This is a genomic window from Selenomonas sp. oral taxon 478, from assembly GCF_001189555.1.
GTDB lineage: Bacteria > Bacillota > Negativicutes > Selenomonadales > Selenomonadaceae > Centipeda > Centipeda felix.
In genome coordinates, this window is the sequence record NZ_CP012071.1 from 700,721 (window position 1) to 716,366 (window position 15,646).

Genomic DNA, 15,646 nt, shown 5'->3' on the forward strand with positions numbered 1-15,646 from the left:
AGAAAGAACGCACGCGGCTGATGACAGCAAGCGGTCCATGTACCATTGTCGCCCGCCTTCACCACATCGGACGAGGGGTGCAGACACAGCAGCACCGCGCAGCCGCGCCGCAGCAGCCACGTATCTCCTTATCAGTGCTTCCTCTACTATGGAACCGCTGATAAATTCGGCACGACCATCTTGACGCACCTTTTTCGCCCGCACTTCGGCGGAAAATCCTCCACAGAGACCCACTCTGCGTCCGGTTTTCCACCTCGTTCGGACAAAAAATCTACGCCAATCTGGCATACCTCATTTTATCAGCGATTCCTATATCTATTTTGATGGAAAGCACACGAAGGACAATCACAGGACAATGATTTCCTTCGTCAGGGACTTGTTCACGCCTCACATCTCCTCCGCGCGTGCGATGCGCTGCAGGATGGTCTGTGCGTATTCCTTCGCACGGCGAAATTCCTCCGTGGACAGAATGAGCAGCACGTAGTCATCCGTGCCGACGTCCATCCCCGCGAGAAGCGTATCCGTCCACTGCGCGTTTACCTCCTCACACCACGCAGGGACGCCGTATTCTGCGCTGAGTGACGCCGGCAGTGAGAGCTCTCGTCCTGCGGCGAGCTCCTCCAGTGCCGCAGCGAAGTCCTCCTTCGCAGTTCTCGTATCCAGCGCGGCGGCCTGCCCGCAGGAGATCATCTCATCCGAGAGCTCATACCACGCATCATTCCACGCGTCGCTCTCCTCGGTATGCGTCGGCAGCTCCACACGGCGGCAGAACGCCCCCGCGCGTTCTGCCCCGAGCAGCATCTCCGCCAGTGCCGTAAACGCCGCCTTTTGCTCCGCGCTGCTCGCCTCGTGCACCTCCTGATACCGCTCTTTGGGCGGCAGCGTCCCGCGCTGCACAAACGCCCGCATGATCACAGCGGCCTCCTCGTCACGCAGATCAGCGATCCCATAGGTTTCCCCATCGATCGTGAGAGAGAGATTCACCGTACCGTGCACACGCCCGCGCGTCGCCTTCATGCGCGTACATCCCTCAATCGCCTGCGGCGGGTATAACTCCACGTACATATTGACACCGTCCCGCATCGCCGCGAGATGATTTTCGATGGCAACAATATGGAATCCGGATCTGTTGTATATACTGCTCTTCAGCCGCCACGTCTCGTAAGTATGAAAGATTTTTTCCTGCATCCACTGATAAAGTCCCATGGCATATCTCCTGTTGCACCATAATGGATGTTCCTCGGTGCCCCAATCGTAAGTGCACAAATGCACGAAAAGACACGGATAACGCGTCCGTGTCTTTTCGCGTATTCTCATATCAGCCCCGCGCGACTTCCTGTACGATCGCGAGAGTGAGCTCCGCCGCATCATAGAGATCCTGTACGAGGATGCTCTCCTCCTTCGTGTGGCAGTCCGTCATGCCGACGCCAAGAACGGTGGTCGGCACGCCGTAGGCGTTGAAGTTGTTCGCATCCGAGCCGCCGCCCTCCTCCTCGAGCACAACGGGAAAATGGCACTTCTCCGCCGCGCGCCGCAGGTAGCGGATGGGCAGTGCATCGGCGGGCAGCTCATACGGATCATAGTCCTTCTTGATCTCGATCTCGGCGCGGCAGCCCGTCCCCTCAAGCGCGCCGTGGACGGCGTCCACCATGCGCTGTGTGAGGGCGTCGAGCTTCCCCTTGTCGCGGCTGCGCGTCTCGAAATTCAGCGTGCAGAATTCTGCGACGACATTCGTCGCTGTGCCGCCCACGATCTTGCCGACGTTGCAGGTTGTCTCCTCGTCGATGCGCCCCTGCGGGACGGCGGTGAGCACGCGCCCCGCCGCCGTGATCGCGTTTTCCCCCGCCTCGGGGTCGATACCGGCGTGCGCCGCCTTGCCGATGATGCGCACCGCCAGCTGGTTCTTGCCCGGTGCCTTAAACGCCGCTGTCCCCGCGTGCCCGTGGGTATCGAGCGTATAGCCAAAATCCGCGTGGAGCAGCGCCGTATCGAGACAGCGCGACCCGTTGACCCCGCCCTCCTCGGCGACGGTAAAGACGATCTGCAGGTCGCCGTGCGGGAGGTTCTGCTCCTTGAGACAGCGCAGGGTCTCGAGAATGGCAGCGACGCCTGCCTTGTCGTCCGCACCGAGAATGGTCGTGCCGTCGGAGCGGATCACGCCGTCCTCGACGATCGGCTTTATATTGGCACACGGCTCCACACAGTCCATGTGTGCCGTGAGCATCACGGTCGGCGCATCCGTCGCCGTTCCCTTAAAATTCGCGACAATATTGCCGCAGCTGCCGCCGAGGAACTTTCCCGCAGCATCCTCGTGAATCTCCGCCGCGCCGAGCTCACGCAGGCGCGCCGTGAGGAGATCGCCGATCTCGCGCTCATCGAGCGTCGAGCAGCGGATGGAGACGAGATGCAGGAAATCGTCCAAGACTCTTTGTTGATCGATCATGAGATGCCTACTTTCCGAGGAAGAGCACAATCATAAAGGTGATGGTCGCGAGCAGCATCGGGAGCGCGTTGCGCTTTGACAGCTCCATCGGGCTGACCTTTGCAAGGCCTGCGCAGACGAGTGCCGCGCCTGCCACCGGCGACATGGAGCGTCCGATCGAGCCGGCCATCTGGGCGAGCGAGCCGAGATCGATGATCGTCATGCCGAACGTCTCCGCATGCGGGGTAATTGCACCGTTGAACGCGAGTGCCGCCGCGTCGCCCGAGCCGGAGATCACCGCAATGATGAAGGGACCGAACGCCCCCGCGATCTTTGCGACGGACTCAGAGCCCTTCATCGCCTCGATCAGGGCGTCCGTCAGCCCCATGGCGGTCATGCCGGCGGTAAAGACGGCGGCGGAGACGATGAGACCGATCACACCGCCATACGCCTCCCCCATGCCGTCGAAGAACTTCCGCGTGATCTCCTGCGGATTGGCACGCGTGACGACGAGGGCGAGCACCGTGCCGACGATCATGGCCGTCGGCACATCAGTGAGCGGCAGGACGGCGATCTGCTTGCTGCCGAGCACGAGCAGGACGAGCGGTACGAGCGGCACGAGTGCGTAGATCGGATTGACCTTAAAATTCTTGCCACCCTCCTCCCGCTCGAGGCGGAGATGGTATGCTTCGCGGCGCGCGTCGTCGGGGCCCTCCCCGCGCAGAACCGCAATCGCCGTCAGGGTCACGACGGCGACGATGGAGGCGATGATCGCCGCCGGCACCTGCGCCATGATGACCGTCATGAGGTCGGTCTGTGCGAGATCGGCGACGAAGATATTGTGCGCCTGCCCCGGGCTGATTGCACTGCCCCACGTCCCTGCGAGAACTGCGGCCGCCGCCATCGCGGGGTGGACCCCCGCCGCCATGAGCGTTGGGATGAGGATGCTGCCGACCGCCGCCGAGCAGCCCGCCGCGCTCGGGATGGCGATATTGATCCACCACGTGAGCAGGGTCGCGAGCGGGATCAGGATCAACTTGCTCCGCGTGATGACCCCCGAGATGGACTCGACGAGATGTCGGTCACAGGTCGTGATCTTCATGACGAACGAGAACCCCATCACCGTACAGATGACGGGGACGAGCGAGCCGTGCACCATCGTCTTGCTGAACGTCGTCACGGCATTTCCCATAACGCCGCCGATAAAGCACATAAGAAAGCCTGCGGCAAGCAGCACCATGCGCGTCTCGTACTTTTTGATAATGGCGGCAAACGCGAGAATAACGATAATCCCTCCGGCAATAGCCAATAAGAAAACCTCCTTCGATAAGACAGCAAAAAACTACCATAGAAAAATTACTATCTATAAGTAATTTCGCCGAAATAATAGAAAAACCTCTGCTTCCCCTAATTAAATCAAAGTTAAGGAATCGCTATTCCGCGATGCCGGGGCGTGTCATCTGGCGCGGCGAGAGGATGTGTGAGAGCTCCTTCTTCGTGAGAATGCCGCGGTCGAGGATGATCTCACGGATGGGCCTTCCTGTCGTATACGCCTCCTTCGCGAGCTCAGCGGATTTCTCATAGCCGATGTGCGGCAGGAGCGCGGTGACGATGCCGACGCTGTTGTCGAGCCATTTCTGGCACTGCTCGACGTTCGGCTCGAGGCCGATGAGGAGCTTGTCGACAAACGTATTGACGGCACGCGTGATGTAGTTCAGCGAGTTGAACATATTGAACGCCATGACCGGCTCCATCACGTTCAGCTCGAACTGGCCGTTCTCTACACCGAACGTCACGGCGAGATCGCCTGCGATGACCTGATAGCACGCCTGATCGAGAACCTCGGCAATGACGGGGTTGACCTTGCCGGGCATGATCGAGGAGCCGGGCTGGCGCATCGGCAGATGCAGCTCGTTCAGCCCGCAGCGCGGTCCCGATGCCATGAGACGGAAGTCGTTCGCCATCTTGATGAGGACGAGCGCGGCATTCTTGAGCGCCGAGGAGAAATCGGCGAACGCATCTGTGTTGTTTGTCGCATCGATGATATTCTGCGACGTACGGTATGTCTCCCCCGTGATCTCCGATAGACGCTTGGCGACCGCCTTGATGTACGCGGGTTCCGCGTTCAGCCCCGTGCCGACGGCTGTGCCGCCCATGTTGATCGTGTGGATCGCGCGCTTGACAATGCGCGTGCGCTTCATGCAGCGGCGCACAGCGGAGGCATAGGCACCCATCTCCTGACCGAGCGTGATGGGGACAGCGTCCTGCAGATGCGTGCGCCCCATCTTGAGGATACCGCGATAGGCGACAGCCTTCTTTTCCAGTTCGGCCGCAAGACGGTCGAGCGCGGCGAGGAAATCGTCCCCCTTCTTTGAGAGACAAACCTTGATGCCTGTAGGGAAGGAATCGTTTGTCGACTGCGCCATGTTCGCATGGTTGTTCGGCGAGATGATGTCGTAGCATCCCTTCGCCTCACCGCGCAGTTCAAGCGCACGGTTGCAGAGCACCTCGTTCATGTTCATGTTGACCGATGTGCCCGCACCGCCCTGAATCGGGTCAACGGGGAACTGGTCGATCAGTCCGCCTGCGATGATCTCATCTGCCGCCTGCACAAGCACATCGCCGATCTCGTGCGGCAGACGTCCCGTATCCATATTCGCGAGAGCCGCCGCCTTTTTCACCTTCGCAAGAGCAATGATGAAATCGGGGTCGAGCTTCTGCCCCGTGATGTTGAAGTTCTCCACGGCACGCATCGTCTGTACGCCGTAGTAGACCTCGTCCGGTACCTCCAGCTCGCCGAGAAAATCGTGTTCTTTTCGCATCGTGATCTCTCCTTTTTACATCCGTACATAGATTATCAACAATTGTATACAGTATACCATAAAAAAGAAAAATAGATAGAGGTGCAGGAAAATAAAAATATCCTATGCTTTAGGAAGCAATAATCCATTCCATGCCCTGCGGCGCACACGATTTACGCCCCTTCTGCCATGGATAACATCAACCATACAGCAGGAGCGAGACCGTTTATGTCGAATTGTCAAAAAAGACGTAAGGAAGAGCAGCGTTTCCTTTTAGGAGGTTCGATATCATGCCATTTGCGATTGTACGCAACGATATCACAAAGATGCAGGTGGACGCCATTGTCAATTCTGCCAACCCCCGCGCCATTGTGGGCGGCGGTGTGGATCGCGCCATCCATCAGGCGGCGGGAGCGGAACTCCTAGCCGCGCGCAGGAAGATCGGCAATATTGCCGCGGGTACGGCTGCTGTTACGCCTGCGTACCTTCTCCATGCCCGTTATGTCATCCATACGGTGGGGCCGGTCTGGCAGGACGGCAGTCATGGGGAACGCGAACTTCTCAGCCGTGCGTATCAAAACTCCCTTCGGCTGGCGGCAGAACGCGACTGCTCCTCCATTGCTTTCCCTCTCCTGTCCGCGGGCGTGTTCGGCTGTCCTTCTGAGATCGCGATTGCTGCAGCAGTGCAGGCCATTCGTGATTTCCTGCAGGAACATGACATGGACGTCTATCTGGTGGTGTTCGACCGAAAGAGCTTTAAGATCTCAGACACGCTCTTTGACGACGTGCAGAGCTATCTCGACGAAAGATATGTCGCGGAACTGCTGGATGAGGAATATCGCGGCGATGACCGCGACCGTCGGATCACGGTCTGTCACGAGACGGCATATTTGGATGCTGCGGAGGCCTGCGTGAGAGAAGCTGCGCCGACGCCTGCGGCGGAGGATGCTGATGCGGGCGCCGGTTCGTTGGAGAATTTACTGGACGAAATCGACGATACATTCTCTGAGACGCTTCTTCGGCTCATTGACCGCAAGGGGAAGAGTGATCCGGAGATATACAAACGGGCGAATGTGGATCGCAGGCATTTCTCGAAGATCCGCAACAATCCCGCCTACCAGCCCAGCAAGAATACAGCCCTGACCCTCGCTGTGGCGTTGGAACTCGATCTCGAGGAAACGCGTGATTTTATCGGACGCGCGGGATATGCGCTCTCCCGCAGCTCCAAGATGGATGTCATTGTGGAGTATTTTATTGAGCGGAAGGAGTACGATATCTTCACCATCAACGAGACACTCTTTGCGTTTCAACAGCCCTTGCTTGGCTGCTGAGGGATGCTCGGGTAAATTTAGTGTTTCTCTAGATGTCGCCTGACAGGCGACCTTGCGCCTCCGTATCTTTGCTAGAATGTAGTCAGATAAAAGAAGGAGGCGCTTATCATGAAAAAGGGGTTAACGGAGATCGTGTTCATTCTGGATCGGAGCGGTTCGATGGGTGGCTTGGAGGCGGACACCATCGGCGGGTTCAACGGGCTCATCAAAAAGCAGCGCAAGGAGAGCGGGGAGGCTCTTGTCTCCACCGTGCTGTTCGACGATGTGTGCGAGGTGCTCCATGACCGCGTGCCGATGGAGCAGGTGGAGGAAATGACCGCGGACACCTACTTTGTCCGGGGGTGTACGGCGCTCCTTGATGCCGTGGGCGGTGCGATCCATCACATCGGCAACATTCACAAATACGCCCGCGACGAGGACCGGCCAGAGAAGACGCTCTTTATCATCACCACGGACGGCATGGAGAATGCCAGCCACCGTTATACCTATGACAAGGTGAAGCAGATGGTCGAGCGACAAAAGGCAAAATACGGCTGGGAGTTCCTCTTCCTCGGGGCGAACATGGACGCCATCGCGGCGGCGAGCGATATCGGCATCTGCGCGGATCGTGCGGTCACCTACCAAAGTGACCAGCAGGGGACAGCGCTCAACTACGAGGTCTTGCAGGAAGCCATACACCACGTGCGGACCTGTGCCGCGCCGCTGACGGGCACGTGGAAAGACCGCATTGATGCGGACATGCGTCACAGAGAAAAACGCTGGAGCCTTTGAGTGAATGCCTTCGGGCAGAAATAAGGGGCATTGTACGAAGTTCTGGCTTCGTACGACGCCCCGTTTTTCATGTGTATGTGATGATTTCTGGGCCTATCCTGCAGCGGAAAAGTTTGCTGAATAGACTCATGAACGCCTCTGTATTCCTTATCGAGAGTATGTTGATTCTCTAATTTGGCTTTGATACAATATTGTCGATTACATTTTATCAGCCATTCCCTAGAAAATTTCAAATTCAGGAGGTGCTTGTATGGACCAAATAAAACAGTTCATTATGGACAACCATATTCAAATGGTAAAGGATAAGGATCCTTTACTCAAGAATGGATTTTCTCCCTACAAGTGGCCAGCTCCTGTCATCCAACAACCAAACCATTTGAAGGAATACGTTCAGTTGCTCGGCATCTTTGATGCCGTGATACGAGAGGTCGCTGTGGTAGAGTATCCTTGTATGTTTGGCCCCCCTTCGATATGGGAAAACGCATGGTCATTTGAGCTTTGCAATCCGATCGTTCTGATAACCACACACGGAAAGTTCGAAATCGAGTATGCTGAATCAAGTTCTGTTCGCATATCCAAAGACTGCATTCCGGAAAAATTTTACTGCAGCACCGAGGAGTTAGCTCGCTTTCATCTGCAAGACCTATTGTCCCATTTGATTGGCGAAAAAATAACGGGCATCACGGTACATGAGCAGACCTTCAATGCAGCAGACTTTGATTTTACAGGATCCTGCGGGATTGATCTTCCAGACGATTTGCCTTCGTATATCAAGGAAATGCAGCTTCGTCTCGAAAGTGGACGCCTGCTCTCGTTCTCCAGTGATTTTGACTGGGGAATCATCTCCCTGATATAGCAGAGAATGGGCTCTCCTCCTCCCATTCGCCAGCAGGCCCTTTTTCTACGCCTCCACAACCCCCATGAACTTGTCGAAGAACGCCTTGAGCTTCTCAATGACACCCGCCTTCTTTGCGGCGCGTCCGCCGCCAAAACGGCGTACGGGCGGGAGGATAGCGTCGAGGGCGGTGCCTGTGGTCTTGAGCCGTCCGTCGCGGAACGTTCTCGCGACGAATTTCTCCGTCTCGGCGGGTTTCAGGCTCTCCTCCGCCACAATGGAGGCGAGTTCCTTTTCCTTCTCCTCCGCGACGTATTTGCGCCAGTCCTCCATCACCTTGGTATCCGTATTGACGGTCGCGAGGAAGCCGTCGATCAGCTCCTTCTTGCTCCTGAGCTCGGGGCTCGATCCGACGGCGCGGTCAATCGCGCCGATGATGCTCTTATCCGCGCCGTTCGACGCGTGATACTTCTCCACGAGCATGAGGATGTAGTCGATGTTAATATCCACCTGACGAATGAGCTCCAGCTCGAACACGACATCGTCGTTGATGTTCTCCTTCTCCGCATTCCCCTGCCCCGTCAGCAGACGGTGTATATCGAGATAGACGCTCTGGTAGTCCTGCAGATCGCGCGGCGGCAGCAGAGGATCGTCCTCCGCAAAGTCGTCAAACGCCGTGAGGATATTCCGCAGGCGCAGGATGCTGCCGAAGATCCGCACAAAGTCTTTCTGTGCCGCCTCGCCTAATACCTGCTCACCGACGGCGAACTTCGCACGCAGCTCTGCAATCAGCTCCGCATAGCCCTTGTGGTGCTGCCCCTTTTCATCGTCATAGCCATCGTAGTAGTCGCGGAAACCGCGCAGGAGCACGACACTCTCGGCATTCTCATCACCAAAGAGCGAGATCGCATCGTCCGTCGCCTTCGCGAGATTGCGGAACGCGACAATATTGCCGAATGTTTTGACGGAGTTCAGGATCCGATTCGTCCGCGAGAACGCCTGAATCAGCCCGTGGTATTTCAGATTCTTGTCCACCCAGAGCGTATTGAGCGTCGTCGCGTCAAAGCCCGTGAGGAACATATTCACCACGATGAGGAGATCGATCTCGCGCTTCTTCATCCGCTGCGAGAGATCCTTGTAGTAGTTCTGGAACGAATCCCCGTCCGTCGAGAAATTCGTGTGAAAGTGCGCGTTGTAGTCCGCAATCGCATGTTCAAGAAAGTCGCGGCTCGTCGGGTTGAGGCTCGCCGTATCAAAGTCCTCATCGGGCAGCGCATCCTCGGGATCGTCCTCGTTCGCCGCATAGCTAAAGATGGTCGCAATCGTGAGGTCGCGCCCCGCCGCGCTCAGCTGGCGGCGAAACTCCTCATAGTACGCCATGCAGGCGGGAATCGACGCGACGGCAAACATCGAGTTAAAGCCGAGCACACGCTGCCCCTTCAGCGAATACGCCTTGCTCCGCATCGTCTTCTGATCGAAATGCGCGAGGATATACTTCGTCACCTCACGAATGCGCTCAGGCGCAGCGAGCGCCTTTTCCCGATCAATCGCGCGCACCTCCTTGTCATCGACCGCCTCCTTGCTCTTGATCGTATTGATATAGTCGATGCGGAACGGCAGGACATTCCCGTCATTGATCGCATTCACAATCGTATAGGTGTGCAGCTTGTCCCCGAAGAGCTGCGGCGTTGTCCGCGCCGAGGGACGCCCCGCACCTGCCGCATTCGGTGCAAAGATCGGCGTCCCCGTGAAGCCGAAGACGTGATACTTCTTGAACGCCTTGGTGATCGCCGTGTGCATCTCACCGAACTGCGAGCGGTGGCACTCATCGAAAATCAACACCACATGTTTTCCATAGATCGGGTGGGTCCTGTTCTGCCGGATAAAATTCGACAGCTTCTGGATCGTCGTCACCACAATGCGTGCGCCATCGTCCGCCAGCTGGCGCGCGAGCACCGCCGTCGATGTATTGCCGTTCGCCGCCCCCTTCTCGAAGCGGTCGTACTCCTTCATCGTCTGGTAGTCGAGATCCTTGCGGTCGACCACGAAGAGCACCTTCTCGATCTCAGGCATCGCCGCAGCGAGCTGCGCTGTCTTGAACGAGGTCAGCGTCTTGCCCGAGCCCGTCGTGTGCCAGATATAGCCGCCGCCCTCGATGCGCCCCCACGTCTTGTAGTTCGACGAAATCTTGACCCGGGCGAGAATCCGCTCCGTCGCCGCGATCTGATACGGGCGCATGATCATCAGCACTTCTTCCGTCGTGAAAATGCAGTAGCGCGTCAGGAGCGCGAGCAGCGTGTGGCGTGCGAGGAACGTCCGCCCGAAATCCATCAGATCGGTGATGAGACGGTTGCCCGCATCCGCCCAGTAGGACGTAAACTCAAAGCTGTTGCTCGTCTTTTTGCTCGCCTTGCGCCCCGCCGCATCCATCTCACGGATATGGCTCTCGCGCGTCGTATTGGAATAGTACTTCGTATTCGTCCCGTTCGAGATCACAAAAATCTGGACGTATTCATAGAGCCCTGTGCCCGCCCAGAACGAATCCCGCTGATAGCGTTTGATCTGGTTGAACGCCTGACGGATCTCCACGCCGCGCCGTTTCAGCTCCAGATGCACGAGCGGCAGCCCGTTCACGAGGATCGTCACGTCATAGCGATTCGTGTGTGCCGCCGCATGCTCCCCCGCGTCCGCACCGCCCTCCACCGCATACTGATGGATCACCTGCAGACGGTTGTTGTGGATATGTTCCTTGTCAATCAGACGTATATTTTTCGTCGTGCCATCGTCACGTCTCAGGTTCTGTATATAGTCCGTCTGGATACGGCGCGTCTTCGCTGCGATACCGTCACTCGCGGGTGCGATGGACGTTTTGAAGAACCGTTCCCACTCCGCATCTGTAAAGTCATAGCCATTCAGCGCCGCGAGCTGCGTGCGGAGATTGGCGATCAGCTCCGCCTCATCGTGAATAGGGAGATATGCATAGCCCTCCTCCTCCAGCAGACGGATGAGCGCCCGCTCCAGTGCCGCCTCCGACTGGTACGAGCCGTACGGCGCACGCTCCTCCCGCACATACTGCGCGAGTACCGTACTCTCCTCCGCACTCGCGATGAGATTGTAGTACATGATGTTCTCCAATCAGACGAAACTAACACGAACCTCTTTGCCGAGCGCCCGTGCAATCTTATCCAGTGTCATCAGTGACGGTATCGCCTGCCCCTTTTCAATGCGGCTGATATTCGACTGACGGACGCCAGAGCGATCTGCCAGCTCCTTTTGTGTCAAATCCTGTTCCATGCGCGAGCTAATCAAAAGCTCGGTTAATGCGAACTCCAAACGTGTACGCTCATGCTCCGCACGAAATGCAGGATCTTTCATCTGCTCCGCAGTATAACGATCCAGATCATCCATGACGATGCTCCTCCCTCTGCTGATAAAGTGCACGGTACTCCTTCGCCCGTTCAATTTCTCTCGGCGGTGTTTTCTGCGTCTTCTTCACAAATCCATGCGTTAAAATGATTCGGTTTCCTATATAAAAAAAATATAGCACACGCGTGATGTCACTCCCGAACCGCGTGCGAAGCTCAAAGATGCCGTCCCCCAACGGCTTGGAATACGGTTCGCGCAAATAGTGGCCGTGTATCTGCAAATGCTTGAGGTTGTCGAGGACTTTATTCCGCATCTTGACATCAAGAGCATCAAGAAAATCCACGACAGGACGACGACCTGCATCCGTTGAGAAAAATATGATCTCAAACACAATCATCATCTCCTCCAAGTTGATTATATTCCTCCAAAGGAATATAATCAAGCAAACATAGCAGACGATTATCTGAGGTGGTAAATTTCGTCCGAACCACACGCTGATGGACAGAAGAAACCCGATTCTTACTTCCCACGCTGCGGCAGGGGAGGCTATGGAACTACGCCCCCTTGCGCGGGAAGGTGAGGAGCTTGTCGCGATAGTATTCGTACTGCTTTTTGCGGGCGGCGATCTCGGCGGGCAGCCCCTGCGTGAGGTCATGGCAGAGTGCATCGAACCGGTCGAGGATGGAGACGATTTTTGCCTGCGTTTCGAGGGGCGGGATGGGGAAGGAAAAAATCTTTAGTTTCCCAGTTGTAATAATTGGCATTCCGCCGCTCTGATTCGCATTCTTCTTACACCATTCTGCGAATACATGAAAATAATAAAATGCAAATTTTACATCAAGTACATCCTCAAATTCCTTCTTTATTGCAAAATTTGTCATTTGCTGATTGGATAAAGATGGAGTCATAAGTAGAGCATATTCTCCGATTGTCGCGGTCGTTGACATTAAAAGTGATTTTGTTGGGTATAGATTTCCCTTTACGCCAGAAGAATGTATATGTTGGATTGCGTCATAAAGTATTCTCCCCTGTGTACGAATGTCCTCCAATCGATACCAAGGGATTGTCCCATTTTCCCAATAAGTATCTTCTTTTTTTGAAGGAGTATATCCATTTTGAATATGGAATATGTCTCCTACCATATAATGCGGAGTCTCAGCAATAGAAGAAGCTGTATCATCCACATCGTCTCGCGAAAAGTTCAAAAGACTGTCACGATAGAAAGAATACTGCTTTTTTCGCAACTGAAGCTCCGCTGTTAGCTCCGCTGTTAGCTCTGTAAAATTGTCCAACATTTTCACGATTTCATTTTGGATGGCAAGTGGCGGGACGGGGATTGCGTAATTCATCACTGCCTTTTTATCACCACGTGGCATTTTTGCGCCTTTTGCATATTTCATATCGTACATAAAAAACTGTTCCGATGACAATATGTAAAAAAGATACTGTGGCGAGACATACATTTTATCAACAATACGTATCGTCAGTACATCTCCATTCGTTCCTCCATTACAGTCTGCCAACCAAGCCTTTTTTAGGTAGGGTCTTATATTTCCGATAAGAATATCCTCTTGACGAAAGGAAATCACAAAATCAACCTCAGGTAGTGTTACGGACATTTCACGTCCTTCTGTATTTTGTCGCAAATGTTCAACACCGACATAATTGCGGGTGTCAATATCACTGATCTTAATACGGTCTTTTACGTAATGTGCAATCTCTCCCAGTTTCTTATACTCCACCCCATCGGGACATAGTTCCTTGATCATCTCACTCAGTCGGCTCATCCTGCTGTTCCCTCCTCTCCCTCGATCTCGGCGACGATGCGGTCGATCTCCGTGCGCAGGACTGCCTCGCGCGCGACGATCTCACGGAGCTCGGCGTTGAGCTGTGTGATGTCGATGATCTCGCGCGTATCCTCCGGCTCGACGTAGGTGCTGACGGAGAGGTTATAGTCCTCGGCGGCAATGTCCGCGCCCGTGACGACGTGGACGGTATGGGGGACATCTACGCGACCTGTATAGAGCTTTAGGATGTTCTCGATGTTCTCCGGTGTGAGTTTGTTGCTGTTCGTGACCTTGACACATTCCTTCGATGCGTCGACGAAGACGGTCTGCGTATCCGCCTTGGACTTCTTGAGTACCATGATGCAGGTCGCGATCGTCGTCCCGAAGAAGAGGTTTTCCGGCAGCTGGATCACGGCATCGACGTAGTTGCTGTCCACGAGGTACTGACGGATTTTCTTCTCTGCGCCGCTGCGGTACATGATGCCCGGGAAGCAGACAATCGCTGCCGTGCCGCTCGCCGCAAGCCACGCAAGGGAGTGCAGGATAAAGGCGAAGTCCGACTTGCTCGTCGGGGCAAGGACGCCCGCAGGCGCATAGCGCGGGTCATTGATGAGCAGGGGGTTGTCTTTCCCCGCCCATTTCTTTGAGTACGGCGGGTTGGAGACGATCGCCTCGAACGGCTCATCGTCCCAGTGGTGGGGGTTGATGAGTGTGTCCCCGTGCGCAATGTCGAAGTCGTCAAAGTTGATATCGTGCAGGAACATGTTGATGCGGCAGAGGTTGTACGCGGTGATGTTCTCGTCCTGTCCGTAGAATCCGTTGCGGACGTTCTCCCTGCCGATGACCTTGGCGAATTTCAGCAGGAGTGAGCCGCTGCCGCAGGCAGGGTCATAGACTTTGTTCACCTGCGTTTTCCCAATGACGGTGAGGCGCGTGAGGAGCTCGGAGACCTCCTGCGGGGTGTAGTACTCGCCGCCGCTCTTACCCGCGTTCGAGGCATACATCCGCATGAGGTATTCGTACGCGTCGCCAAATGCGTCGATGGTGTTGTCCTGATAGTGTCCGAGGCGCATCGCGCCGACGCCGCTGAGGAGTTTCGTCAGCTTGGCGTTGCGCTCCTTGACGGTCGCGCCGAGCTTGCTGCTGTTCACGTCGAATTCGTCAAAGAGTCCCGTGAGGTCGTCCTGACTGGGCGTGCCCGTCGCCGAGCTCTCGATGTGACGAAAGACCTGCTCGAGTGTCTCGTTGAGGCTTTCATTGGTCTCCGCCCGTGCGAGGACGTTCTGAAAGAGCTCGCTCGGCGGGATGAAGAAGCCGAGGATCTGGACGATGTTGTCCTTCTCTGCCATTGCCTCATCATCGGGCAGGGCGGCATAGTCAAAAGCTGTGTCCCCCGCCTCGCGCTCCTCTGCGTTGAGGTAGTCGGTCAGTTTCTCTGAGATATAGCGGTAGAAGAGCGTGCCGAGGACGTACTGTTTGAAGTCCCAGCCGTCCACACTGCCGCGCAGGTCGTTCGCGATCTGCCAGATGGCGCGGTGCAACTCCGCCCGCTCTACTTCTTTCTTGTTGTCCATGGTCTTTCCTCCGTCGACAGAATCGCGTCGTTATAAGTGAGGGCATCCGCCCGTATCATGATCCATTTTCGCGAAATGCTTTTTTATACAGATCAATGAGCTTCTCAGTTCCGGCATATCATCGGCAATGATCTCCTAAATCAACCGCAGGTTCACGCCCTCGTAGTCGTGGACGATGCGATTTCGCAAGCCGTAGATTTGCGCCCATGCCACCTGCGCGTTCTCCTGCTTGAATGACTGGCCCAGCCTCGCCGTCAATTCTCCGATCTGACCGAGATTGAACACACAGGCCTCAACGAGCATATCGTTCGCGCGAAATTCCTCATAGGACATGCCTTCGCAGTATGCACATATCTTGTCGGTATAACGGAGCATTTTGTCAATGATGATCTTATCGCGCATAAATCTGAATCCCCGTTTGTCGAATTTCCTCAGCGAGGCGAGACTTCGGCTCGATATGAGTGATATCGAACACATCCATGTCCTTATCATCCAGTGCCTCACGCAGATCCTCAACAAGCCCCATGAATTGCAGCCCTCGGAGATTGCTGTCAACGAGCAAGTCCACATCGCTGTTTTTCGTCGCCGTCCCCTTGCCGTAGGAGCCAAAGAGTATCGCCTGCCGAATCTGATGCTCTGCCAGAATCGGCTGCAGGCGTTGTTTTATCTCGTCACACGTAAATATTGTCTCTGACATGTCAAGTCCTCCGATGCCCCAATAGCAACAATATCTTTTTTATCATTCGCCACGGATGAATC

The 15,646-nt window shown here is 55.7% G+C and carries 14 protein-coding genes; 3 read left to right on the plus strand and 11 right to left on the minus strand.

Features of this window, described 5'->3' with window-relative positions; genetic code table 11:
- Positions 1-387: 387 nt before the first annotated feature.
- From ADJ74_RS03350 to ADJ74_RS03365, 4 genes are all read right to left on the minus strand, one after another.
- The gene (locus tag ADJ74_RS03350; protein WP_050341872.1) at positions 388-1,206 is read right to left on the minus strand and encodes a DUF6630 family protein; all 819 of its coding nucleotides are present in this window, start codon (positions 1,204-1,206) and stop codon (positions 388-390) included.
- A 112-nt stretch (positions 1,207-1,318) separates the two neighbouring features.
- Positions 1,319-2,443 carry a M20/M25/M40 family metallo-hydrolase gene (locus ADJ74_RS03355; protein WP_050341874.1) on the minus strand — a complete coding sequence of 375 codons (1,125 nt, stop codon included), beginning with the start codon at positions 2,441-2,443 and terminating at the stop codon, positions 1,319-1,321.
- Between the two features lie 7 nt (positions 2,444-2,450).
- A complete protein-coding gene (dcuC, locus tag ADJ74_RS03360; protein WP_009753628.1) occupies positions 2,451-3,731 on the minus strand; it encodes a C4-dicarboxylate transporter DcuC in 1,281 nt (426 codons plus the stop codon).
- Between the two features lie 124 nt (positions 3,732-3,855).
- Entirely contained in the window at positions 3,856-5,244 is a 1,389-nt protein-coding gene (locus ADJ74_RS03365) for an aspartate ammonia-lyase (RefSeq protein ID WP_050341876.1), read from the minus strand.
- Positions 5,245-5,513: 269 nt separating this feature from the next.
- Between ADJ74_RS03365 and ADJ74_RS03370 the strand changes: the two genes are divergently transcribed.
- The 3 genes from ADJ74_RS03370 to ADJ74_RS03380 all read left to right on the plus strand — a co-directional run bounded on the left by ADJ74_RS03370 (position 5,514) and on the right by ADJ74_RS03380 (position 8,181).
- Positions 5,514-6,554 (plus strand): macro domain-containing protein, encoded by a 1,041-nt coding sequence (locus tag ADJ74_RS03370; protein WP_009753626.1) that lies wholly within the window; start codon positions 5,514-5,516, stop codon positions 6,552-6,554.
- A 108-nt stretch (positions 6,555-6,662) separates the two neighbouring features.
- Positions 6,663-7,325, plus strand: coding sequence for a vWA domain-containing protein (locus ADJ74_RS03375; protein ID WP_050341878.1), 663 nt, complete (start codon positions 6,663-6,665; stop codon positions 7,323-7,325).
- Between the two features lie 250 nt (positions 7,326-7,575).
- Complete coding sequence (locus ADJ74_RS03380; RefSeq protein ID WP_050341880.1) at positions 7,576-8,181, plus strand: hypothetical protein; 606 nt, start codon at positions 7,576-7,578, stop codon at positions 8,179-8,181.
- A 45-nt stretch (positions 8,182-8,226) separates the two neighbouring features.
- On the opposite strand, the gene ADJ74_RS03385 is transcribed toward ADJ74_RS03380, so the two are convergent.
- From ADJ74_RS03385 to ADJ74_RS03415, 7 genes are all read right to left on the minus strand, one after another.
- Positions 8,227-11,283 (minus strand): type I restriction endonuclease subunit R, encoded by a 3,057-nt coding sequence (locus ADJ74_RS03385; protein ID WP_050344187.1) that lies wholly within the window; start codon positions 11,281-11,283, stop codon positions 8,227-8,229.
- A 12-nt stretch (positions 11,284-11,295) separates the two neighbouring features.
- Positions 11,296-11,568: a helix-turn-helix transcriptional regulator gene (locus ADJ74_RS03390; RefSeq protein WP_050341882.1), complete on the minus strand. Its 273-nt coding sequence runs from the start codon at positions 11,566-11,568 to the stop codon at positions 11,296-11,298.
- Positions 11,561-11,923: a type II toxin-antitoxin system RelE/ParE family toxin gene (locus tag ADJ74_RS03395; protein WP_050344189.1), complete on the minus strand. Its 363-nt coding sequence runs from the start codon at positions 11,921-11,923 to the stop codon at positions 11,561-11,563. Before ADJ74_RS03395 ends, ADJ74_RS03390 begins: the two co-directional genes overlap by 8 nt.
- A 157-nt stretch (positions 11,924-12,080) precedes the next feature.
- The gene (locus ADJ74_RS03400; RefSeq protein WP_050341883.1) at positions 12,081-13,313 is read right to left on the minus strand and encodes a restriction endonuclease subunit S; all 1,233 of its coding nucleotides are present in this window, start codon (positions 13,311-13,313) and stop codon (positions 12,081-12,083) included.
- Complete coding sequence (locus tag ADJ74_RS03405) at positions 13,310-14,887, minus strand: type I restriction-modification system subunit M (protein ID WP_050341885.1); 1,578 nt, start codon at positions 14,885-14,887, stop codon at positions 13,310-13,312. Before ADJ74_RS03405 ends, ADJ74_RS03400 begins: the two co-directional genes overlap by 4 nt.
- Before the next feature lie 135 nt (positions 14,888-15,022).
- On the minus strand, positions 15,023-15,289 hold the full coding sequence (locus tag ADJ74_RS03410) for a DUF86 domain-containing protein (RefSeq protein WP_050341887.1): 267 nt from the start codon (positions 15,287-15,289) through the stop codon (positions 15,023-15,025).
- Entirely contained in the window at positions 15,279-15,584 is a 306-nt protein-coding gene (locus ADJ74_RS03415) for a nucleotidyltransferase family protein (protein ID WP_039981282.1), read from the minus strand. The genes ADJ74_RS03410 and ADJ74_RS03415 overlap by 11 nt, the downstream gene beginning before the upstream one ends.
- Positions 15,585-15,646: the final 62 nt, after the last annotated feature.